Source organism: Aliiroseovarius marinus, from assembly GCF_050881025.1.
In the GTDB taxonomy this organism is placed as follows: domain Bacteria; phylum Pseudomonadota; class Alphaproteobacteria; order Rhodobacterales; family Rhodobacteraceae; genus Aliiroseovarius; species Aliiroseovarius marinus_A.
In genome coordinates, this window is sequence record NZ_JBNNXQ010000001.1 from 591,178 (window position 1) to 614,541 (window position 23,364).

The window sequence follows — 23,364 nt, forward strand, 5'->3', positions numbered from 1 at the left end:
GCTATTGGTTTGGATGCTGATCCCACTTGGGATGACTCTTTACTTCTCGTTCATCCGGTATGTGCTGAACAGCCTTCGCCGTCCGGAATGGACGACGCCCAGTCTGAGCAACTGGCGTGGGTTCGGGAACTATGAATTTGTTCTGAAGTCCAAGGATTTCCTGCTCGCCATTCAAAACAGCCTCTTCATCGTGTGCAGCATTCTGTTTTTGACTGTGATTTTGGGTGTGCTGATTGCGGTTCTGATCAACAAGAGCTTTCCGGGGCAAGGAATTGTCCGGGTATTGCTGATCTCACCGTTCTTCGTAATGCCTGCGGTGAATGCCGTCCTTTGGATCAACATGATCCTTGACCCTGTCCTGGGTTTGCAGGGTATCGCCGTTGCCGGGATAAACGATATCCTAGATGGGTTGCGACAAATGCCCGTTCTTGGCGGCTTCTTCTCGCTTTGGCCAGAATTTGAACCGGTATCGTTCCGTGCGACCCAAACATCCGCCATCGCGGTGATCATGATGGTGACATGGCAATGGACACCCTTCGCGGTTCTCATCTTCATGACCTCGCTTCAATCCGAGGATCAGCAACAAAAAGAAGCTGCTGTACTGGATGGCGCAAGCACCTGGTCGCAGTTCCGGTTTCTGACACTGCCGCACCTTGGCCGCCCGATTGCCATCGTGGTGATGATCCAGGCGATTTTCCACCTTTCGCTCTATGCGGAAATCGAGATCGTAAGCCGCGGCAACGGGAACAAGAACCTGCCTTACCTGATCGGTGAGTTCGCTAACAACAACATCGGCGCAGCCAGTGCCACCGGCATCTTTGCCGTAATCCTTGCCAACATCGTCGCGATCTTTCTGCTGCGCATGGTTGGCAAAACTCTGATGGAATAGGAGGGCTAGATCATGGCAATCGTTGCACAATCCTCGAAGTTTGGCACTTATGGGCGCCCTGTTCTGGCCTGGGGTGTTGGGCTGCTGTTCTTCTTCCCCATTTTCTGGATGGTTTTGACAAGCTTCAAAACAGACGCAGACGCGGTGAAGCCTGAATTCCTGTTCTTCTTCACACCAACGCTTGAGAACTATCTCAACATGACCGAGAACTATGACTATTGGCGCTTTGCCCGTAACTCTGTCATCTCAGCTGTTTCAGCGACAGTGTTTACCTTGTTCGTCAGCGTCCCCGCAGCCTATGCGATGGCGTTCAACCCAAGCCGGGCGACCAAGGACGTTCTGATGTGGATGTTGTCGACCAAGATGCTTCCGGCAGCGGCAGTGCTGTATCCGATGATCTTCTTGGCAAAAAGCATCGGGCTGTATGACACCCATATCTTGGTCATCACCGTGCTGAGCCTGATCAATCTGCCGATCGCAATCTGGATGTTGTTCACCTACTTCAAGGAAATCCCGAAGGACATCATCGAAGCGGGCAAAATGGACGGCGTGAACACATGGGGCGAGATCAAAGAGATCCTTATTCCCCTTGCTTGGGGCGGCATTGCATCAACCGCGCTTCTGGTCTTCATCTTTTGCTGGAACGAAGCCTACTGGACGGTTCGCCTGACCACCATCGACGCGGCGACTCTCTCTAAGCTCATTGAAGGCAACCGGGCCCCTGAAGGTCTGTTCTTCGGACGCCTTTCAGCCGTCTCAACCGCAGCCGTCGGACCCATCGTTGTCCTTGGATGGTTCTGCCAGAAACAACTAGTCCAAGGCTTGACCTTCGGCGCTGTGAAATAAGGAAAGATCATGGGACGTATTGTACTCGATCAAGTATCCAAGAAATTCGGTGACGTTGAAGTCATCCCCCCACTGGACCTGACCATCGAAGATGGAGAGTTTGCTGTTTTCGTCGGTCCGTCGGGCTGCGGCAAGTCCACGCTTCTGCGCATGATTGCGGGTCTCGAGGATCTAACCTCCGGCAACATCGAAATCGACGGCGAGGTCGTGACCGAGGTTCCGCCTTCGAAGCGCGGCTTGGCCATGGTGTTCCAGTCCTATGCGCTTTATCCGCATATGACGGTGCGCAAAAACATCGGCTTCCCGCTCCGCATGGAGAAGATGGAACAGGAAGAGATCAACAAACGTGTTGAAGCCGCTGCGCAGTCTTTGAACCTGAACGACTATCTGGATCGCAAGCCCGGGCAACTTTCCGGTGGCCAGCGACAGCGGGTCGCCATTGGCCGCGCGATCGTACGTGACCCTTCAGCATTTCTGTTTGACGAACCACTGTCGAACCTTGATGCAGCATTGCGCGTCGGGATGCGTCTGGAAATCAGCGAAATGCACGAACGCATGCAGACAACCATGATCTACGTGACGCATGATCAGGTTGAAGCGATGACAATGGCCAACAAGATCGTAGTGCTTCAGGCTGGTGTGATCGAGCAGGTTGGCTCGCCGCTGGAACTGTATCACAAACCTCAGAATGTGTTCGTGGCAGGTTTCATCGGCTCACCGAAGATGAACATCTTCTCTGGCCCAGAGGCTGAAAAGCTGGGTGCGCACACCATCGGAATCCGCCCAGAGCACACTGACGTCAGCATGACTGAAGGCACCTGGAAGGGCACCGTGGGTGTCGCGGAACACCTTGGGTCTGACACGTTTATCCACGTTCATGATACCGGGCTTGCAGACATGATCACTGTGCGCATCACCGGAGACATTTCGGTGAAACACGGAGATGACATTTATCTGACCCCGCAAGCGGATCAGATCCACAAATTCGACGCACAAGGGCTGCGGATCGAATGAACCGTCTGGATGGAAAATCTGCGCTGATAACGGGGGGCGCCCGTGGCATCGGGTTGGCCTTCGCCAAAGCCTATGCGGCCGAGGGTGCGCGGGTTGCCATTGCGGACATCAACGTTGAAAGGGCGCGAGACGCCGCAGCCGAAATTGGTGACGCAGCACTGGCCGTGGAAATGGATGTCTCTCGACAAAACAGCATTGATGCGGCTGTTCTTAAAACGGTGTCGGAATTCGACCAGATCGACATTCTGATCAACAACGCGGCCGTCTTCACCGCCGCACCGATCATCGAAATCACGCGTGAAGACTATGCGCGTGTATTCGACATCAATGTTGCTGGAACCTTGTTCACTCTACAAGCCGTTGCGCGTCACATGATCGAGCAAGGCATTCGGGGCAAGATCATAAACATGGCCAGTCAGGCGGGACGTCGGGGAGAATCCCTGGTTGCCACCTATTGCGCCTCGAAAGCAGCCGTCATCAGTTTGACTCAGTCCGCTGGGCTGAACCTGATCGCGCACGGGATCAACGTGAACGCGATCGCCCCGGGGGTCGTGGATGGTGAACACTGGGACGGCGTTGATGCTCTTTTCGCCAGGTACGAGGGTAAGGCCCTGGGACAAAAGAAAAAGGAAGTTGGCGACGCCGTTCCCTTCGGGCGAATGGCGCAGGCGGAAGACCTAACCGGGATGGCGATTTTTCTTGCCTCTCAAGACTCCGACTACATCGTTGCACAGACCTACAATGTCGATGGCGGGAACTGGATGAGCTGATGGTAGATCTCGCGCAGGAAACCGAATTGATGAAACTGAACGACGCGACCCTAAGTCAGCTCCCCGAGGCTGTCTTGCGCCCGCGCTATGATCGCGCGCGGCTTAAACCTGGGATTGTCCACATAGGCGTTGGCAATTTTCACCGTGCCCACCAAGCATGGTATCTACATCGCCTGATGCAACAGGGCGACGCGTTTGATTGGGCGATCATTGGTGCAGGCGTTCGTCAATATGACGCCAGCATGCGGGAAAAACTGCTTGCGCAGGACTGCTTGACAACGCTGATTGAACTGGACCCATCGTCGGCGACTGCGGAAGTTATCGGCTCGATGATTGATTACCTTCCCATCGAGGACAGCAATAGCGCACTGATCGAACGAATGGCACGGCCAGATATCCGCATCGTGGCAATGACCGTGACCGAGGGTGGATATTTCATTGACCCAGCCACCAAGGGATTTGACCCAACGCACCCAGACATCATCCATGACAGTCGCAACCCTAGTACGCCAAGAACCGCGTTCGGAGCGATTGTTGCGGCCCTTCGTCTGCGCCGTGAAAACGGGTTCGGCCCCTTCACCTGCCTGTGCTGTGACAACTTGCAGGGCAACGGGGATGTACTACGCCAAACAACTGTATCTTTGGCGCGACTAGCGGACCCAGATCTTGCAAACTGGATTGACGCAAACTGCACGTTTCCAAATTCCATGGTCGACAGTATTGTACCCGCAACCGGCCCGAACGAGCTGGCCTTGGCGCAGCAACTGGGCATTGATGATTTGACCCCTGTGACCCACGAAAACTTCCGCCAATGGGTGATGGAGGACGACTTCTGCGCCGGACGCCCGAACTGGGAAAACGTCGGCGCCACCTTTACGGATGATGTCCACAGCTTCGAGACAATGAAGATCCGTATTCTGAACGGTGGTCATCAGGTGATCGCCGTTCCGGGTGAGGTTCTTTCGATCAAAACGATTGCAGATTGCATGAAACATGAACTGATCAGCCAATTCTTTACCAAAGTGGCGCAAGAGGAGATCGCACCGCTGGTCAAACCTGTCTCGGGCATGGCCACAAAGGAATATGTCGCGTTGGTCCATAAACGTTTCTCAAACCCCAAGATCATCGACACAACCCGTCGGGTGGCCTTCGACGGCTCTTCGCGCCATCCCGGTTTTGTTATTCCCTCTATCCGTGAAGGTCTTGCGAATGGCACTCCTATCGAGGGGCTTACCTTGGTCGAAGCAGCATGGGCACGGATGTGTGAAGGGACGCGTGATGATGGCAGTCGGATCGAGCCGAACGATCCAAACTGGAACGACTTGAATGCGAAGGCCTTGGAAGCTCGTACAAAACCGAGCGCATGGCTTGAGATGAGCCAATTTTACGGTGACCTCGCGGTTGAACCTCGTTTTGCTGACAGCTTCGCTCGGTGGCTCTGCTTCATATGGGAAGAAGGGCTGGAAGCTGCGATCACAACCTATCTCGAAACCTGAGACATGACCCAAATCTACAATTTCATGCACGCGACTGGTATTCGACCCTTGTTCATTGAGGAAATCCTATGATCCTTTGCTGTGGTGAAGCCCTAATCGACATGATCCCTGAGCAAACGGTTCAGGGTCCGGATGGCTACGTGCCGCGATCCGGCGGTGCGATATTCAATACAGCCATTGGTTTGGGTCGCCTTGGTTGTCGCACGGGCCTTCTAAGCGGGATTTCAACAGATATGTTTGGCCATCAACTTATGGCCGATCTGAGGGCTAGCAATGTCGACACCCGATACGTCATTCGATCAGATCGTCCAACGACACTTGCGTTTGTAAAGCTATCCGATGGACATGCGTCGTACTCGTTTTTTGACGAAAATTCCGCTGGCCGAATGATTGCACCACATGACCTGCCTGAAAAAGTTGACGATGTATCCGCCCTATATTTCGGCGGCATCAGTCTGGCTTGCGATCCGGGTGCCGAGACCTACGCGCAACTTGCCGAAGTGCTTGCGCCCAATTGTGTTGTGATGATCGACCCCAATATCCGGCCCAGTTTCATCAAAAATGAACAGGCATATCGGGACCGCCTTGAGCGACTGTTCGGTTTGGCCGATATTGTGAAAGTCTCCGACGAAGACTTGAACTGGATCATTCAAACTGCGGATACGCTTGAGGAAAAAGTCACTCAAATACAGAAACTTGGGCCTTCAGTTGTGATCATGACGCGTGGCAGCTCCGGTGCGCAAGCATGGTTGCCAGATGGGCGTTCAATCTTTGTCGCCAGTCAGAAGGTCGATGTTGTCGACACCGTTGGTGCTGGGGACAGTTTCAATGCCGGTGTCCTTGCAAACCTGTCCGAAGCAGGTTTGCTTACCAAAACCGCAATTCGTGCGGTGTCAGAAAATGACCTCGCGGACGCAATTGGTTTCGGTGCGCGAGTCGCTGCAATCAATGTCGGCCGAGTTGGCGCAAATCCACCATGGCGTGATGAGCTTTGATAAATCGATTAAGCACGCCACGTGAGTATGCAACTAGAAATCCCAGCAAAATCCTGTCGCCTCTTCAGACACTTCCCATAGTTTTTCCATGACAGCCTTGTCGTAGGCGTGAGGATTGAGCCTGCCCTTGCCAACCGGGCCGCCAGTTTGCATTGGCCCCGTGGGTCCATAAAGTGCGCGTTGCTCCAGCCCATCCTCGGTCGCACACATGATTTCCGGATAAGCGCCCTTCTCTGCGCTTTGTACCATTGGCGTCTTGCTGATCAGCCACCAAGCTATCCGCGTCAAAAGTCCGCCACTGGAGCTTATCAATGATGTCGCGGAAGCACCGGGGTGGCAGACGTATACCTGAACTTCCTTACTTGTCGCCGTTAGACGATCCTGCAGCTCATAGGCGAACATCATTTGCGCCAATTTGCTTTGGCTGTAGACAGGGTTGGCACTGTAATTCTTATCCCAGTTCATATCGTCAAACTGGATCGTCTTGATCCCCAGATTGTATCCTAGGCTTGCTACTACAACGATCCGCCCCCTACTTGCATTGATCCGGTCATACAGCATTCCGCACAGCAGGAAATGACCGTAGTGATTTGTTCCAAGCTGGCTTTCAAAGCCATCAACCGTCAGCTTCTGTGTCGGCACTTGCGCGATGGCTGCGTTGCAGATCAGAGCGTCGATCTGAGGAACAGCGTGCTTCACCTCATCCGCCGCGTTGCGCACGCTTGATAGATCGGACAAGTCCATACGTACAAAGCTCACATCAGCTTCTGACCCGAACTCTTTTTTCAGCTTCTTGATAGCAGCAGTCGATTTGTCCGCGCCGCGGTTCAGCATCACCACCTTTGCCCCTTTCGACAGGAATATCCGCGAGGCCTGAAATCCGGCACCGGCGTTGCCGCCCGTGATGACATAGGTTTTACCCGCAAGTGACACGAGACGTTCAGGTGACCAGCCTCTGGGTCCAAAAGTTGTATCTGCCATTATTTGCTCCTTCTGGCGCTGGCGTGCGCGGTTCATACCTCATCCTGAAAAGGTAGATAACTCTCACCAATAGATACAAATAGGCGATATCATCGCGATTACTTGCCTAATTGTCTCAAGCGAGTTGTTTCACCTATAGTTGCCGCACTAGATTGACCCATGAGCAAAAACCAGATCAAACAGCTTATAAAAAGCCGTGCTAACCAAGACGGCCTAACGGAAACCGGCATTCAGGGCGTGCGCTTGTTCCAGGCGACACAAGCGATCCCTTGTATTCCTGTAGTATATGAACCCTGCATCGTTGCCATCGTGAGCGGCACGAAGGAGGCCGTTTTGGATGGCCGAAGGCATATCTACGACGACAGGCAATACTTGTGCTGCCCAATGTCGATGCCCGTGAAGGCGGGGACACCTACTGCATCCCCCGACAATCCCCTCTATGGCGTATTCATTTCACTAGATCAGCGAGCCATGACGGAACTGGCATTTGAGATGGAAAACGCCGGAGAGGTCCTCCCTGCAACCAATGAGGGTTTGCGCGTAGACGGGATCAAGATGGCCAAATGGGATACGCGTTTCACCGATGCGCTGTTAAGGCTGTTGCAACTTGGAGCGAATCCGACGGACACGGCGGTTCTCGGGGATGCGCGTTTGCGCGAACTGTACTATGCGATCCTTCAAGGCGAGGCGGGGATCTTTGCGCGGCACGCCTTTGGTGCCGGTAACGCCATCGCGCGGTCCATCGCGCATGTGTCGTCACATCTGGATGCACCGATTTCGATTCATGACATGGCGACCCGCGCAGGCATGAGCCGCGCCGTTTTCCATCGCAAGTTCAAGGAAGTCACGACAATGGCGCCGATCCAATTCGTGAAATCTATGCGCCTCAACACTGCGGCGATGAAAATCGCAGGCGGCATGACCGTGAACACCGCGGCAATGCAGGTGGGATATGTCAGCACGTCCCAGTTCAGCCGAGAATTCAAACGCATGTATGGGCAGTCACCACGACGGTGGAGAGATGACCATCAGGTTGCGATTGGAGATAATTGAGCATGCATTTTACCATTTCATTGAGAAGTCTCAGACCAGGCGGGTTTTGCAAAGGCTCCGGCTTGTCGCGAAATCAGGATCGCCAAGCTTGCCGCCAAGTTGCCTTTGATTGGTCCATCCTGATCAGCCAAGATCATCAAGTTTACAACTTGCCTCAGACCCAACTAACGCTTCCACAAGTTGAACGCACATAGTTCTTTCGGCTCAACGGCTTAACACCTGGACGAGGTAGCTAAGGCTAGTCTCACTGTGGCGCTCTGTTCGGCACAGCATCGGCAGCTCGAATTAGCTTTCTACTTCCTTGATCCTTCCAATAACGCGCCGCATGTAGTCCAAGAATGCTTGTGTCTCTGCGTCTGAAAGATCGGCGAGCACATCTTCGTTGATTTGCATCGCTGCCAGATGGGCCGAGTCCCGAATAGAGCGCCCTTTCTCAGTCAAATGGATTGTGCGCGCGCGCGCATCCGCCGGGTGCTCTTTGCGGGTAATCAACCCATCTCTCTCCATCCTTGTCAGCGTGTTTGCCAAGGTTGCTTGCTCGATATCGAGCAGCGCCAAAAGCTCTTTCTGCGTTAGTCCGTCTTTCTCCCATAGGACCAAGAGTGTCGGGAACTGCCCGGGGACAATCCCGAGCGGTGCTATTCGCTTGCGAAGTATTTCTACAAGCAGGCGGGCCATGTGGTTCACGAGGTATCCCGCTGAAGTCATGCGATCAAATTCCATAGCTCACAATTATCATTGCATAGCAAGCTATGTAACAGTATATAGCTTGCTATGCAAATCGAATCAGAAGGATCATTTTGATGAAAACACTCTCAGCAACTTGCGCCCTGCTCATGGCTCTTTCGGGCGCAGCGATGGCTCAATCAGACAAGATGACACCTGGTCGCGAGCTGGCGGAGCTTGTCTTTGGCTCAATCGAAGATGACCCGAACGGAACCGCCGACATGGGTGAGTTTGTCAGCTTCGGCCAAGACATTTACATCTCGATGGACGCCAATGACGACGGTTCTGTGGATAAGAATGAGTTTATCGAATGGGACTTTGGTTTCGACTTCATCGCAGAAGATGAAGGACAGGAACGCGCATATCTAACAGCGCAAAAGGTGATCTTTGCGATCTGGGATCGCGATGCCGACGGTAAAATCACCCAAAGCGAATATCACAAATCCATGGTGAATGACTTCAAACGCGCTGACGTTGACGACGACGCGTTTCTGACGCGTGGCGAATTCCTAGACGGTTATGTCGTCAACCTCGCCTATCGCGCCGCGCTTACCGGCAACTAAGCCCTTCACTTCACAAAACAGGTCGGGCTGATCTGGCACATGTGGGTCAGCTCAAAACAACGGAGCCAGAGCATGATTAAAGCAGCATTCAATATTGTGGCCATCTGCGGGGCGGCAGGGTTTGCAGGCGTTATGCTGAGCATCGGCGTGACACTGGGTGGGTATTGGCGCAGCCTGCCCACACAAGATTTTCTCGATTGGTTCGCAACCAACAATCAGTTCGTTTCGCGATCAATCCCGCTCATCTTCATGCCAACTCTGATCGGTCTGATCGGGTCTGTTTCCCTGTCCTGGGGCAACCCCGAGCTTAGATATTGGTTGCTGAGCGCGGCGTGTGTCTTTGTCGTGGCCATCCTTACATTTGCGTTCTTTGTGCCAACCAACACAGCATTCGCCGCAGGAAACATGGACGCAGTCACAGGTGCCGCTAAACTGAACCAATGGCTGACAATCCACTATTTCCGAATTGGGTTTGGCTTTGCCGCCGCGATATTCGGCTGCATCGCGCTCAAAGCATGACTGCACAAACTGACTTGCCCCAAAACACAACATTTCTGGCCCTCGTTGAGGCCATCGCGAAGAGGATAACCAAATGAAAACCCGCATCCACGCCATCGCAGGCGCAATCGGCCTGCTCATGATCCTGACCTTCTGGAGTTCGACCGTTCTGTCAGAGCTGTTTGGATCATATGAAACCATCGCGGCAGTGAAGGGATGGATCCTCAAGGGGATGTTCATCCTGATCCCGGCAATGGCAATTGTCGGCGGATCAGGGATGTCGCTGGGGTCGGGTCGAACAGAAAAACTGGTCACGGCCAAGCAGAAACGGATGCCGATCATTGCGGCCAACGGGCTTTTGATCTTGTTGCCGATGGCCTTCATTCTGGAAGCCAAAGCCGCGGCCGGTACGTTTGATACGATGTTCTATATTCTGCAAGGGATCGAACTGATCGCAGGCGCGACCAACCTGACTTTGATGGGTCTGAATATGCGCGATGGTATCCGTTTGACCGGGCGGAAGGGCCAAACAACAACAGTGAAGGTCGTAGGGCGCGAGATGGTTGCGGATGATACGCTTGCCGTGAAGCTCGCAAAACCCGCCGGGTTTACATTTAAGCCGGGCCAAGCCATCCGCCTGACGATCCCCGCTGAAGCAACGCATGGTGCGGGTGAAGCACGCATTCTTTCGATCGCAAGCGCCCCTCACGAGGCCGAGATAACCGTCATAACTCGCCTGCGCGACAACAGTGCCTTTAAGCAGGCTCTGAAAGTGATGCCAGAAGGCACGGAGCTGCAGATCGCCGGGCCGCTGGGCAGCTTTACGAAGGACGGTGATCAAGAGCGTCCCTCGGTATTTCTGGCCGGTGGGATTGGCATTACACCGTTTCTGTCAATGATCCGCGACGCTGATCACTCTGGCCGCTTGGACAACACAACGCTGTTCTATTCCAACCGCAGCCCTGCCGGTTCGGCGATGCTGGAGGAGTTGCAAAAACTGGCTTCGGCACACACAGGATTTCAGCTGGTCGCCACGATGTCAGATGCCAAAGAAGGCAGTGATTGGAAAGGCGCAACAGGTTGGATCGATCAGGAGATGCTGCGCAAGCATCTGACCGACCTCACAAGCCCGGTCTACTATTGCGTCGGTCCCGGTACATTCGTTGCAGCGATGACTGAATTGCTGACCTCAGCAGGTGTCAAAAAAGACAATATTCGGCTTGAACAGTTCAGCGGGTATTGATGCTGATCAACTCGGTGTAGGTTCAATTTGCCCGGATCACTTTCAGGCAATTGAATAGCAGTCATTAATGCCTGACGCGGCATTGGTCGCGTCCAGGCTCTTTCTGGGCACTCTCTGCACCTGGAACCAATGACCGCTTTCAAGCTGCTCTGAGGCGACGGAAAACCTCTGTGTCGTCAATGGCAAAACTATGCTTCGCCTCACACAGGCACAGCCAGAGACAAGACCCCGTCAAATAGGGTCAAACGCTTTCTACCCAGCGCACGCCACATCGAAAGCACTTGCTCAACAGGCCTTCGAACGTTGTCAGACTTGCCCGGGCAACCACAGTACAATTGCAGGGAATGCGACCAGAAGTGCGATCGTGATGGCATCCGCGATGAAGAACGGCGTCACGCCCTTGAACACATCCTGAACACTCAAATCATCGCGCACGCCCGCTACGACGAAGCAGTTCAAACCGATCGGTGGTGTGATCAGACAGAACTCGGCCATCTTCACCACCAAGATCCCGAACCAGATCGCACACATTGGCCCCGACATCCCGAAGGTGCTATCCGCAGCGGACACGAACTCGCCCCCGTTCAGGGCCATGACGGCGGGATAAACCACGGGCAATGTCAAGAGCAGCATGCCGATGGCGTCCATGAACATTCCCAAGACCGCATAGGCCAGCAGGATGCAGATCAGGATCAGCATGGGCGACATGGTCAGCGATGTGATCCAAGCCGAGAACGCGGCGGGAAGCTCGGCAAAGCCTAGGAACCGGACATAGATCAGCACACCCCAGATGATGGTGAAGATCATGACGCTCAGCTTCGCGGTTTCCAGCAGAGCATCTTTCAGCTGTGCCCACCGCATCCCACGATAGAGAGCCATCAGAAAGACCACGAAGGCTCCGATTGCGCCACCTTCTGTCGGGGTGCCCCACGCCTCGCCGCCAAACGGGTTGTAAACAAATAGGATGATGGTCAGGACAACGACAAGGATCGGCAAGGCGGGGGGGAGCGCGACGAAACGCTCTTTCCACGTGAAGCCTTTGACGGGGGGCCCGAAATCTTTGATCACCACCGCCATACCAACGATCAGGGCGCCATAGATGAACGCCGAGAAGGCGCCCGGGATGAAGCCCGCCAGCAAGAGCTTGCCCACGTCTTGTTCGACGATAATTGCATAGATCACCAGAATGGCCGAGGGCGGGATGAGCGACGCCAGCGTACCACCCGCAGCAACCACACCCGCTGCAAACTGCTTGTTATAGCCAATCTTCAGCATCTCGGGGATGGCGATGCGGGCGAAAACCGCCGAGGTCGCCACAGACGCACCGGACACCGCGGCGAACCCTGCGGTCGCGAACACCGTCGACACAGCCAACCCACCGGGCACCCACGCGAGCCACCGCTTTGCAGCCTCGAACAGGGCTTTGGTCAGCCCGGCATAATAGGCCAGATAGCCGATCAGGATGAAGGTGGGGATCAGGCTAAGCGCCTGACTGGAAATCTTGGAATGCGGCACTTGGCCAGCGGTTTTGACCGCAATGGTCATCGCCTTGCCGAAGCGGGCCGGATCATAGCCAAACTTGGCCCAGAAAATCCAGATCAGCCCAATCATTCCGGCAGTTGCCGCGGCAAAGGCCACGCGCATTCCCAATATGACAAGAACGAGAAGGCCGCCCGAAACGATTAGGCCAATTTCAATCGGTTCCATACCATTATCCTTAAGCGTCGTTGCCCGAGACGTGCTCGGCTTCCATTGCGGCCTGCTGGGCGGCGTCGGCGATCAGCGGAACGGCAATTGGGGACGTTGTCCCAGTGACCAAAGCGCGTGCATAGGCCCAGACCTGCAACGCAAGGCGCAGGCACAGAACAGAGAACGCAACGGGGGCCAGGAGTTTCGCGGGCCAAAGCGGCAGAGAGATATCGACCGAGCTGTCGCGGCTCCACAAGGGCGCGGCGAAGTCAAAGCTGCGGTCGAAATGTGCCCAGCTGCCCCAGACAAGAAGCAGCATCAGGGCAAGAACGAACAGCGTTGTGATCAGCTCGACCAGATACAGGCTGCGACCACGAAGTGCGCCGACCAGCATGTCCATCCGAATATGACCTCCATCGCGTTGAGTAAACGAGATGCCCATGAAGGCAATCAGTGGCATGGCCTGTTCGATCCAGTCTATATAGCCCGGCAGGGGCTGATTGGCGAAGTTGCGTCCGCTGACGGATACGACTGCCAGGACCATCAGGGAAAAGACTGCAAGCCCGCTGATCAAGGCCAACACGCCTTCAACGCGATATAGCTTTTGGTCGATGCGGCTTAGGACGCTGTCGTCGGTCAGGACAAGGGATGAACCTGCCATGGCACCACTCCGTTCAAAAAAAGGAAGCCCTGCGCCGGCGAGGCGCGGGGCGATGGGTTTAGCTGCCGTTGGCAATCATGCCGGTGACAAGATCATACAGCTCTTGTGCGGGCAGGCCCCGAGCCGTGTTATCGGCGATCCACGCCTCGGCGGCCGGGGCAGCGGCGGCATCGCGGAAGGCTGCAATCTCGTCATCCGAGAAGGTGACCTGCTGGATGCCCTTTTCTTCCAGCGCGGGGCCCCATGCGACCATGGTCTTGTTGTTGTAGTTGTCGACATAATGGGCCAGAGCCTCGTCCACGGAACCCAACAAGGCATCGCGGTGTTCATCCGACAGATTGGCCAGCGCGTCCGAGTTCACCACAACCGGGCAGTTCACGGTGCCGGGGTTCAGGTTGGTGGTCCACCAGGTGGCGTTCTCAATCGTGCCAAAGGACATATGGGCATGGGGGGCAAAGCTGACCGCCTTGACCACACCGCTGTCCATGGCCTGACGCACTTCCGAGGCAGACATCGAGGTCGGAACAGCGCCAATGGTTTCCATTGCCTTGCCAATCCCACCGGTCGCGCGCACGGTCAGACCCTTGAAGTCTTCCAAGGTTGAGGGCGCATCACCCGCACCAACAATGTTATACTGGGGCAGAGGCGACGGCATCAGCAGCGTCGCGTTCCAGCGCGCCATGTCAGCTTGCGTTGCCGGGTGGTTATAGACCGCCATCGACAGCGCAATCTCTTGCTCAAGCGACGTTACACCCAAAAACGGCAACTCCAGCACGGTGATCGAAGGGTTCTTGTCGCGGTGATAGCCCGCGCAGAACTGGGCCATTTCGAACGCTTCAATCGAAATCCCATCCAAGTTTTCTTTGTTCTTGGATAGGCCGCCATAGCTGAGGTTCAGGGTGAACTCGCCATTGGTTTTCTCGCTGACCAACTCGGCCAGTTTCTCAACATGCTCGGTAAAGGCGCGGCGTTTGCCCCACAGGGACACGTTCCAATCTGTGGCGAATGCTTCGCTGGCAATAGTCAGAGACAGCGCAGCAAGAGCCGCGCTTTTGAAAGTCGATCGCATGGTATTCCTCCCAGAAATCGCGAATTTGTGGGCACAGTATCCGTGCTGCGATCAGTCCTGACTATGAGGGAAATTGCCTGCGCTGAATGGCCAGCCCTGCGGAAATCCGCAGGGCAAATGGGCTACAGTAGCGCGTCTTTATCCAGCCCCAGTTTGACGATCTTTTCGTTCAACGTCCGGCGCCCGATCCCAAGCGCCTCGGCGGCGGCATCCATGCGGCCCTCATGCGCCTGAATGGCCTTGCCAATCAGCTCGCGCTCAAACGCGGCCACGGCTTCGCGCAGAGTGCCGGGAATATCGTCCAGATGCTGATCGGCTTCGATCGCCTGGGTCATGGAGCCCCCGCCGCGCCGCGCCGCCAGCACACGGCGCTCGCACACATTGCGCAATTCGCGCACATTGCCAGGCCAATCATGGGCCAGAAGGGCTGCCAGATCGTCCTGCGTGAGAGGGGGGACGGCCAGCTCATAAATCTTGGCGTAGTCATCCAAAAAATGGCGCGCCAGCAAGGCGATATCATCACGTCTTTGGCGTAATGAAGGCACGGTCAATACCACTGTGTTGATACGAAAAAGAAAATCCTGCCGCAGTCGCCCCTCTTTCACTGCCTCTGCCACATCTTCACTGGTGGTCGAAATGACGCGAAATTCCGTTGTAACCGTTTGCGTCGCCCCTACGGGCAGCACTTGTTTGTCTTCCAACACCCGCAACAGCTTGGCTTGCACCGCAAGAGGGCAGGCGCAGACCTCATCCAGAAACAACGTTCCGCCCGAAGCAGCGGTCAACCGCCCCTCGCGCTCACCTGCGACCCCGAACATCTCGACCTCGAATGTGTCAGGGGACAGCGCAGCACAGTTCAAAGCCAAAAATGGCACCTGCCCGTCGCCTCCCAAATCATGGAACGCCTGGGCAACCAATTCCTTGCCAGTTCCGGTTTCGCCGGTGATCAGAACGCTGGCCCCAATATCGGCCAAGGCCATGACATCATCGCGCAGTGTTGCGACCTCATCTGTTTGCCCCAGAAGAACCCGATCCAACCCGGACAACCGCATCAGCCGGGCTTTCAGCCGAGCGTTGTCGCGCCGCATCCGATTTTGTTCTGCGGCATGTGTCAGGATGCGCAGCAGGCGACGCGGTTCATAGGGCTTTTCGACAAAGCTATAAGCCCCATCCTGCATCGCTTGAACCGCCATCGGAATATCCCCATGCGCCGAGATCAGCACAAGCGGCGGGGCCCGTTCAAAATCCAGAGAATTCAGCAGCTCGAGCCCGCTCATGCCAGGCATCTGAACATCTGAGAGGATCACATCAGGCGTCATATCCACCAGCATCAACGACACCTGCGCAGCGCGCGAAATTGCCTCTGCATGCCAACCCGCCGCAGTCAGGAGATCCACGAGCGATTGGCGCATGGCTTTGTCATCATCGACAATCAAAACGCTATAGGGGCGTGTGTCCACCATCAAACCTGACCCTCTTCAAACGCGGCATGAGGAAAGGTTACACGAAAAACCGCCCCTTCCGGGTCAACATTTCGCGCGGTCATCTCGCCATCGTGATCCTTCACAATACTGGCCGAAATCGCCAGGCCCAGCCCCATCCCGCGCCCACTTTCGCGGGTCGTGACAAAAGGCTCCTTCAGGTCTTCCAATGTGGCGGAGCCGATGCCATGCCCGTTGTCTTCGATCTCGACCCAAGCATCAGCGCCGGTGATACCAGCCCGCATAATCAACCTCGGGGGGGTACGATCTTCGCTGGCATCCAACGCGTTGCGGACAAGATTGGTCATGACCTGTTCAACCCGCAATCGAATACCGCGAATGGGAACAGGCTGTGGCGGCAGATCCAGCGCCACCTCGGCCCCGATCTGCTGGACATTCGGCGCGACAAGTTCAAGCGACATCTGGATCGCCTCGCGCAGGTCCAGTTCTTTGAACGCTTCGGCATCCGAGCTTGCGAAAAACTTCAGCTGACGGGTGATCCCCTCCATCCGATCCACCAACCCACCGATATCAGCGGTCAGCTTATTGCCGCCACCCCCGCCGATCTCGGCGGCAACAAGGTGATTTCGCATGGCCGCAATTGGCTGCCCCAACTCATGTGAGACCGAGGCGGCCAGCCGTCCTAGGGCAGCCAGTCGGCTGGCGCTCTCAAGCTCGTTTTGGGTGCGTTTCAAGCGTCGCTCGGCCGTCAGCCTTTCGGTGATCTCCGTTGCCAACCGTTCGTTCGCCTGCCGCAGCTCGGCCTCTTCACGCTCAGAACGGCGCAGTTCCGCATCCACACGGCGCGCGCGCTGGATTTGAAACAAGATCAGCGCGACCGCAGCAAGAATCATTGCAATCGCTGTCACCAGCCACGCCCGCGTGCGCGCTTGATCATCGCTTGCAAAGAAATGGAGCTGCCACCCATGCGGCAGGTCATCCGCCACCAGATGCAGATGCTCAGATGACCCGATCCGGGCGCGTTGATCTGCCAGCAAGGACCAATCGAGTGGCGCCAAATCTTGTCCCGAGAACTGCCGCGCCTCAACTATTTCCTGCCGCCGTTCCGCCGTCAGCGGTGATAGCACCCGATAACGCCACGATGGGTCCGATGCCAGCAATACCACCCCATCCTTGTTGGCCAGAAACACCCGCTCGCCCGAACTGACCCAATTGTCTTCAAGCCCAGAGATATTGATCTTTATCGCCAGAACGCCAAGCATCTCGCCGGTCGTGTCATAAACCGCATCCGCCATGAAATATCCCGGCAGACCCGTGGTTGCCCCAATCGCATAAAACCGCCCCTGCTTACCCGATAGCGCATCCTGAAAATATGGGCGGAACGCATAATTCTGCCCGATGAAACTGCTTGTGTCCTGCGCGTTCGAAGCGGCAATAGTCAGACCATCCAGATCAATCAGATAAATCGCATCCAGCCCGGCGCGCGCCGCAAAATCCCGGATCCGCGCGTTCAGCTGATCCGTCCCGCGCCCTTTCGCGGTCTCGATCACAAACGGATCGCGAGCCAGTACGTAGGTCAGGTGCGAAAACCGCTCCAACTCCCCCGAAACCGAGCTTTGATAGAGCGAAAGGCGCCCCTGTGCTTTGGTCAGCTCTTCCGATTGAAAATAGCTATAGGACATCCTGAACAGGATGAGCGAAACGACCACAGTCGCGACGATCGGTAGGATAAGAGACCGCAAACGCATATAAATCGATTGGCTGGAAACACATGGGAAAGCAAGTGATTACTTTTCTCTCTCCATTGCAGGGCGGGAGTTGCAACTGCTCGAGCTACTCAAATGGGGCGCTAAATACTCGGCACCCGTAAGGGGGAAGTTCGTGTCTGCCGATGATCAACGGAAGGGTTATCTGCACCCCTGCATACTCGAGACCTCGGATTTACCCGTGCCTTGAGAAGCTGGCTTTGACGTTCTTTAAGGAGCCTTCAGAACAAGCCTTCACAACCGATCATCGCCGGGCTGTAATTTTTGTTGCTGAAGCGGGTACCTTCATGCATCAATTGAAATACCCAGACAATAAAGGCATTGCGCGCTGCTGTCGGGGAGAGCGGAGCCCGTCTGCTCAGGTTGAACCCCTAGGGTATCATGCGTGCATCAGGCTCCTTTCACGACACCCGGCGGCGCGCCGCCTGAACCTGAAGGGCACTGCATGCTTCACAATGATCAACTTGAAACCTGGGACCGCGAAAACTTCTTTCATCCCTCGACGCATCTGGCCGAGTTCGCGCGGGGCAACGCTCCTCATCGCGTGATCACCGGCGGTACCGGCTGTCATATCGAAGATCGCGACGGGAACCGCCTGCTCGACGCCTTTGCCGGACTTTACTGCGTGAATGTGGGCTATGGCCGGCCCGAGATTGCCGACGCAATTGCCGACCAGGCCCGCGAGCTGGCCTACTACCATTCCTATGTCGGGCATGGGACCGAAGCCTCGATCACCCTGTCAAAAATGATCATCGACCGGGCACCGAAGCACATGTCGAAGGTCTATTTCGGTCTGTCCGGCTCGGATGCGAACGAAACCAACATCAAGCTGATCTGGTACTATAACAACATCCTTGGGCGTCCCGAGAAAAAGAAGATCATCTCGCGCTGGCGAGGGTATCACGGGTCTGGGTTGATGACGGGATCGCTGACCGGGCTCGAGCTGTTTCACAACAAGTTCGACCTGCCCTTGGCGCAGGTGATCCACACCGAAGCGCCCTATTTCTTCCGTCGTCCGGATGTCACCCAAACCGAGGCCGAATTCGTGTCCCATTGCGCATCAGAGCTGGAAGCACTGATTGCACGTGAAGGCGCTGACACCATCGCCGCATTCATCGGCGAGCCGGTGCTGGGCACGGGCGGGATCGTGCCGCCACCCGAGGGCTATTGGGAGGCGATTCAAGCGGTGCTTGAGAAGCACGATATTCTTCTGGTCGCAGACGAGGTCGTCACCGGGTTTGGTCGCTTGGGAACGATGTTTGGGTCAGAACACTATGGCCTTCGCCCGGACCTGATCACCATCGCCAAGGGGCTGACATCGGCCTATGCACCGCTGTCGGGCACCATCGTGTCAGACAAGATGTGGAAAGTGCTCGAGCAAGGAACGGACGAAAACGGACCCATCGGTCATGGCTGGACCTATTCGGCCCACCCGATTGGCGCGGCGGCTGGCGTTGCCAACCTGAAGCTGATTGATGATCTGGATCTGGTCGCGAATGCGGGCGCGGTCGGGGGGTATCTGAACGCAACGATGCAGGACGCATTAGGGTCACACGCTCACGTCGGCGAGGTCCGCGGCGAAGGGATGCTGTGCGCGGTCGAATTCGTGGCTGACAAGGACAGCCGCACATTCTTTGATGCCGACGACAAGATCGGCCCGCAGATCGCCGCCAAACTGCTGGAACAAGACAACATCATCGCCCGCGCCATGCCGCAGGGAGACATTCTGGGCTTCGCCCCGCCGTTCTGCCTGACCAAGGAAGAAGCGGACCAGATCGTGGCCGCCACGGTGCGGGCTGTTCGCGCGGTACTGAGCTAAGGAGGTTTCAATGGCACAAACAAACGCACCATTCAGCCAAGCAGAATATCAACGCAGACTGACTCTGACCCGAACCGCGATGGCACAGGCCGGACTGGATGCGATCTTTGTCACCGATCCGTCAAACCAAGCGTGGCTGACCGGCTATGATGGCTGGTCCTTCTATGTCCATCAGGGTGTGATCCTGACGATGGAGGGCGAGCCGATCTGGTGGGGCCGCTACATGGACATGATGGGCGGACGCCGTACTTGCTGGATGGGTCACGAGAACATACTCGGCTATGGCGATCACTTCGTTCAGTCCACCGTGGTGCATCCGATGCAAGACCTTGCCGCGCACCTCAAAGCGCGCGGATTGGACAAAGCCCGTATCGGCGTCGAGATGGAGAACTACTACTACTCGGCCAAGGCTCATGCGGTGCTGAGAGAAGAAATGCCCGAGGCCACGCTTGAGGATGCGACCGCTTTGGTGAACTGGCAAAGACTGGTCAAATCCGAAGACGAGATTGCCTTCATCCGCAAGGCGGCGCGTATCTCGGAAAAAGTGGTTCAGACCGCAATTGACCGCGCCGCGCCGGGCGTACGCAAGAACGATCTGGTGGCTGACATCATGCATGCGGGCATCACCGGGGTCGGAGAGGTCTGGGGCGACTATCCTGCGATTGTCCCCCTGACGCCCTCCGGGCTGGACGCCACCGCCGCCCATCTGACATGGGACGGTGCCCCGATGCGCGAAGGCGAAGCGACCTTCTTTGAACTCTCAGGCTGCTACCGCCGCTATCACGCACCGCTCTGCCGGACCGTGTTCCTTGGCAAACCGTCGGAGGAGATGCTGCGGGCAGAACAAGCCCAGCTTGAAGGCATCGAAGCAGGTCTGAACGCAGCGCGGGCCGGCAATCGCACCTGTGACATCGCCAATGCCTTCATGGATGTGCTTGCCAATCACGGGATCGAACGGTCAGGCCGGATGGGCTATCCCATTGGCCTGAGTTATCCGCCCGACTGGGGGGAACGCACCGCGTCGATCCGCAGCGAAGATGAAACGGTTCTTGAACCCGGGATGGTCTTCCATTTCATGCCTGCGCTTTGGATGGACAGCTGGGGGCTTGAGACGACCGAAACCATCCTGATCCGCGACAGCGGCGCGGCCGAGCCGATGTGCAACATCGACCGTAAGCTCTTTGTGAAAGGCTAACCCATGCTGATTGATGCCAAGCGCATTCTGAAAGACCTGATCGCTTTTCCAACGGTCTCGGCGGATAGCAATCTGGCAATGATCAGCTATATGGAGGATCACCTTGAAACCTGTGGGGCGCGGGTCGAGGTTTTTCACGATCCCACGGGGCAGAAAGCCAATCTTTTTGCCACGCTGGGGCCGGACGTCGACGGTGGGCTGGTCCTGTCCGGGCACAGCGATGTGGTGCCCGTCACCGATCAGGACTGGTCTTCGGACCCGTTTGAAATGGTTGAACGTGATGGAAGGCTTTACGGGCGCGGAACCTGTGACATGAAAGGGTTTATTGCCGCGACACTTGCGATGGCTCCGCATTTCGCACGAACGCCTCGCAGCTCACCCATCCACTTTGCCTTCACCTATGACGAAGAAACCGGCTGTATTGGAGCAGGGCATCTGGCGCAATCGCTGTCTGAGCGCGGCATACGCCCCTCAATGGCGATCATTGGCGAGCCGACCATGATGCGCATTATCGAAGGCCATAAGGGCTGCTACGAGTATTCGACACACTTTCAAGGGCTAGAAGGCCACGGCTCGGCCCCCGATCTGGGGGTGAACGCGGTGGAATATGCGGTGCGCTACGTGGCGCGGCTTTTGGAATTGCGCGACCAGCTGAAGGCCAAGGCGCCAGAGGATAGCCGTTTTGACCCACCGTGGACCACGCTGAACGTCGGCGCCCTGCACGGCGGCAGCGTGCACAATGTTATTGCCCCAAAAGCAAAGGTGGATTGGGAAATGCGGCCGGTGCAGAACTCGGATGCGCAGTACGTCAAGCAAGCCATCGACACCTATTGCACCGACACGCTGCTGCCTGCCATGCAGGCCGTGTACCCGGATGCCTCGATCGAGACCGAGATCATCGGTGAGGTCGCAGGTTTGATCCCGGTTGATGGCAACGAAGCCAAGCGCATCCTAACCGAACTGACCGGGGCCAATTCGGCAGATGTCGTCCCTTTTGGAACAGAGGCCGGGATTTTTCAGAAGCTTGGCATGGATGTTGTTGTCTGTGGGCCGGGAAGCATTGAGCAGGCCCATAAGGCAGACGAATTCCTCGAGATCGATCAGCTGTCGCAATGTCTGGAGCTGCTGAAAAAAATTGATGGGGCAATCGCCAAAGTCGTTGCAGATTGATCGTTATGTGTTCCGGCACTGGCAGCCAATCCAGCATGGCGCCAGACAAAAGCTCTTGGCTGAGGTTGGACGCCAACGCATCTGACAGCCAAAAAAGATGCACATCAAACAGATCTTCTCAGACCCTAGTTGTCGGTTTTGTGGGTGCTTTTGGCAGAAACAATGCAGGCAATGTGGTCGCAAATGCATCCTACTTGGTAATGAACTATCAGGATGCACCATGAGATATTCTGCTCTGAGACTGATCAAGGAAGCCCTGACCGGCCACAAGGGCTGGGGCGCGCAATGGCGCGATGCTGATCCTAAAGAAGCCTATGATTATGTGATCATTGGAGGCGGCGGGCATGGGTTGGCCACAGCCTATTATCTGGCGAAAGAGTTTCAGGGCGCGCGGATCGCGGTGCTGGAAAAGGGCTGGATCGGTGGCGGCAATGTGGGTCGGAACACCACGATCATCCGTTCGAACTATCTGCTGGACGGAAACGAGCCGTTTTACGAGTTTTCGCTGAAGCTCTGGGAAGGCCTCGAACAGGACCTGAACTACAACGCGATGGTCAGCCAGCGGGGCATTCTGAACCTCGTGCATACGGATGCGCAGCGGGATGCGGCGCGCAGGCGCGGCAACGCGATGATCCTGAACGGATCAGATGCTGAACTGCTGGATACAGACGGCGTGCGCGCCATGTATCCCTTCCTGAATTTCGACAACGCCCGTTTCCCGATCAAGGGTGGGCTGTTGCATCGCCGCGGCGGCACTGTGCGCCATGACGCGGTCGCCTGGGGCTATGCCCGCGGTGCGGACCAGCGCGGCGTGGACATCATCCAGAATTGCGAAGTCACGGGCTTCAAGATCGAAGACGGGCGCGTGCTGGGGGTTGAAACCTCGCGCGGGTTTATCGGCGCCAAGAAAGTGGGCGTCTCGGTCGCAGGCAGCTCCAGCCGCGTGATGGCAATGGCAGGGATGCGTCTGCCCATTGAAAGCCATGTGCTGCAAGCCTTTGTGTCCGAGGGATTGAAACCCTTCATTCCGGGCGTGATCACCTATGGCGCCGGTCATTTCTATTGCAGCCAATCCGACAAGGGCGGGCTGGTCTTTGGCGGCGATATCGACGGCTACAATTCCTACGCGCAACGCGGCAACCTGCCGGTGGTCGAGGATGTGATCGAGAGCGGCATGTCATTGATCCCCGGTCTAGGTCGAGCGCGGCTTCTGCGCAGCTGGGGCGGTATCATGGACATGTCGATGGATGGCTCACCCTTCATCGACAAGACCCATATCGAAGGGCTCTATTTCAATGGCGGTTGGTGCTATGGTGGCTTCAAAGCCACGCCTGCCGCGGGCTTCTGCTTTGCCCATCTTCTGAAAACCGACCACCCGCATGAGACCGCAAAAGCCTATCGGCTGGACCGGTTCATGACCGGGCACATGATCGACGAAAAAGGGCAAGGCGCCCAGCCCAACTTGCACTGAGGACAGAG

General features: G+C 56.2%; 21 protein-coding genes. 14 read left to right on the forward strand and 7 right to left on the reverse strand.

Going from position 1 to position 23,364, the window contains the following annotated elements:
* The first annotated feature begins 13 nt into the window (after positions 1–13).
* From ACRY08_RS02765 to ACRY08_RS02790, 6 genes are all read left to right on the forward strand, one after another.
* Positions 14–889, forward strand: a complete 876-nt coding sequence (locus tag ACRY08_RS02765; RefSeq protein ID WP_432448317.1) for a carbohydrate ABC transporter permease — start codon at positions 14–16, stop codon at positions 887–889.
* Between the two features lie 12 nt (positions 890–901).
* The gene (locus ACRY08_RS02770) at positions 902–1,735 is read left to right on the forward strand and encodes a carbohydrate ABC transporter permease (protein ID WP_432448318.1); all 834 of its coding nucleotides are present in this window, start codon (positions 902–904) and stop codon (positions 1,733–1,735) included.
* Between the two features lie 9 nt (positions 1,736–1,744).
* Positions 1,745–2,749 carry an ABC transporter ATP-binding protein gene (locus ACRY08_RS02775; RefSeq protein WP_432448319.1) on the forward strand — a complete coding sequence of 335 codons (1,005 nt, stop codon included), beginning with the start codon at positions 1,745–1,747 and terminating at the stop codon, positions 2,747–2,749.
* Positions 2,746–3,519, forward strand: a complete 774-nt coding sequence (locus ACRY08_RS02780; RefSeq protein ID WP_432448320.1) for an L-iditol 2-dehydrogenase — start codon at positions 2,746–2,748, stop codon at positions 3,517–3,519. The genes ACRY08_RS02775 and ACRY08_RS02780 overlap by 4 nt, the downstream gene beginning before the upstream one ends.
* Positions 3,519–5,015 carry a mannitol dehydrogenase family protein gene (locus ACRY08_RS02785; RefSeq protein WP_432448321.1) on the forward strand — a complete coding sequence of 499 codons (1,497 nt, stop codon included), beginning with the start codon at positions 3,519–3,521 and terminating at the stop codon, positions 5,013–5,015. The genes ACRY08_RS02780 and ACRY08_RS02785 overlap by 1 nt, the downstream gene beginning before the upstream one ends.
* A gap of 68 nt (positions 5,016–5,083) precedes the next feature.
* The gene (locus ACRY08_RS02790; RefSeq protein WP_432448322.1) at positions 5,084–6,010 is read left to right on the forward strand and encodes a carbohydrate kinase family protein; all 927 of its coding nucleotides are present in this window, start codon (positions 5,084–5,086) and stop codon (positions 6,008–6,010) included.
* Positions 6,011–6,043: 33 nt separating this feature from the next.
* Here ACRY08_RS02790 and ACRY08_RS02795 read toward each other — a convergent pair whose 3' ends face one another.
* The gene (locus tag ACRY08_RS02795) at positions 6,044–6,991 is read right to left on the reverse strand and encodes an SDR family oxidoreductase (protein ID WP_432448323.1); all 948 of its coding nucleotides are present in this window, start codon (positions 6,989–6,991) and stop codon (positions 6,044–6,046) included.
* 159 nt (positions 6,992–7,150) lie between these two features.
* On the opposite strand from ACRY08_RS02795, the gene ACRY08_RS02800 reads away from it, so the two are divergent.
* On the forward strand, positions 7,151–8,044 hold the full coding sequence (locus ACRY08_RS02800) for an AraC family transcriptional regulator (RefSeq protein ID WP_432448324.1): 894 nt from the start codon (positions 7,151–7,153) through the stop codon (positions 8,042–8,044).
* 285 nt (positions 8,045–8,329) lie between these two features.
* Here the strand turns inward: ACRY08_RS02800 and ACRY08_RS02805 are convergent, their stop codons facing one another.
* Positions 8,330–8,767 carry a MarR family winged helix-turn-helix transcriptional regulator gene (locus ACRY08_RS02805; protein WP_432448325.1) on the reverse strand — a complete coding sequence of 146 codons (438 nt, stop codon included), beginning with the start codon at positions 8,765–8,767 and terminating at the stop codon, positions 8,330–8,332.
* 113 nt (positions 8,768–8,880) lie between these two features.
* On the opposite strand from ACRY08_RS02805, the gene ACRY08_RS02810 reads away from it, so the two are divergent.
* From ACRY08_RS02810 to ACRY08_RS02820, 3 genes are all read left to right on the forward strand, one after another.
* Complete coding sequence (locus tag ACRY08_RS02810; protein ID WP_432448326.1) at positions 8,881–9,333, forward strand: signal transduction protein; 453 nt, start codon at positions 8,881–8,883, stop codon at positions 9,331–9,333.
* Positions 9,334–9,372: 39 nt separating this feature from the next.
* A complete protein-coding gene (locus tag ACRY08_RS02815; RefSeq protein WP_432448327.1) occupies positions 9,373–9,852 on the forward strand; it encodes a DUF1772 domain-containing protein in 480 nt (159 codons plus the stop codon).
* 73 nt (positions 9,853–9,925) lie between these two features.
* Positions 9,926–11,074: a ferredoxin--NADP reductase gene (locus tag ACRY08_RS02820; protein WP_432448328.1), complete on the forward strand. Its 1,149-nt coding sequence runs from the start codon at positions 9,926–9,928 to the stop codon at positions 11,072–11,074.
* 306 nt (positions 11,075–11,380) lie between these two features.
* Here ACRY08_RS02820 and ACRY08_RS02825 read toward each other — a convergent pair whose 3' ends face one another.
* From ACRY08_RS02825 to ACRY08_RS02845, 5 genes are all read right to left on the reverse strand, one after another.
* Positions 11,381–12,781 (reverse strand): TRAP transporter large permease, encoded by a 1,401-nt coding sequence (locus ACRY08_RS02825; protein WP_432448329.1) that lies wholly within the window; start codon positions 12,779–12,781, stop codon positions 11,381–11,383.
* A 10-nt stretch (positions 12,782–12,791) separates the two neighbouring features.
* The gene (locus ACRY08_RS02830; protein ID WP_432448330.1) at positions 12,792–13,424 is read right to left on the reverse strand and encodes a TRAP transporter small permease subunit; all 633 of its coding nucleotides are present in this window, start codon (positions 13,422–13,424) and stop codon (positions 12,792–12,794) included.
* Between the two features lie 58 nt (positions 13,425–13,482).
* Positions 13,483–14,493, reverse strand: coding sequence for a TRAP transporter substrate-binding protein DctP (gene dctP / locus ACRY08_RS02835; RefSeq protein ID WP_432448331.1), 1,011 nt, complete (start codon positions 14,491–14,493; stop codon positions 13,483–13,485).
* Between the two features lie 122 nt (positions 14,494–14,615).
* Entirely contained in the window at positions 14,616–15,956 is a 1,341-nt protein-coding gene (locus tag ACRY08_RS02840; protein WP_432448332.1) for a sigma-54-dependent transcriptional regulator, read from the reverse strand.
* Positions 15,956–17,617 carry a sensor histidine kinase gene (locus ACRY08_RS02845; RefSeq protein ID WP_432448333.1) on the reverse strand — a complete coding sequence of 554 codons (1,662 nt, stop codon included), beginning with the start codon at positions 17,615–17,617 and terminating at the stop codon, positions 15,956–15,958. The genes ACRY08_RS02840 and ACRY08_RS02845 overlap by 1 nt, the downstream gene beginning before the upstream one ends.
* Before the next feature lie 529 nt (positions 17,618–18,146).
* Here ACRY08_RS02845 and ACRY08_RS02850 point away from each other — a divergent pair.
* From ACRY08_RS02850 to ACRY08_RS02865, 4 genes are all read left to right on the forward strand, one after another.
* On the forward strand, positions 18,147–19,520 hold the full coding sequence (locus tag ACRY08_RS02850) for an aspartate aminotransferase family protein (RefSeq protein ID WP_432448334.1): 1,374 nt from the start codon (positions 18,147–18,149) through the stop codon (positions 19,518–19,520).
* A gap of 10 nt (positions 19,521–19,530) precedes the next feature.
* Positions 19,531–20,715 carry a M24 family metallopeptidase gene (locus tag ACRY08_RS02855; protein WP_432448335.1) on the forward strand — a complete coding sequence of 395 codons (1,185 nt, stop codon included), beginning with the start codon at positions 19,531–19,533 and terminating at the stop codon, positions 20,713–20,715.
* Positions 20,716–20,718: 3 nt separating this feature from the next.
* On the forward strand, positions 20,719–21,885 hold the full coding sequence (gene argE / locus ACRY08_RS02860; protein ID WP_432448336.1) for an acetylornithine deacetylase: 1,167 nt from the start codon (positions 20,719–20,721) through the stop codon (positions 21,883–21,885).
* A gap of 220 nt (positions 21,886–22,105) precedes the next feature.
* On the forward strand, positions 22,106–23,356 hold the full coding sequence (locus ACRY08_RS02865; protein ID WP_432448337.1) for a sarcosine oxidase subunit beta family protein: 1,251 nt from the start codon (positions 22,106–22,108) through the stop codon (positions 23,354–23,356).
* Positions 23,357–23,364: the final 8 nt, after the last annotated feature.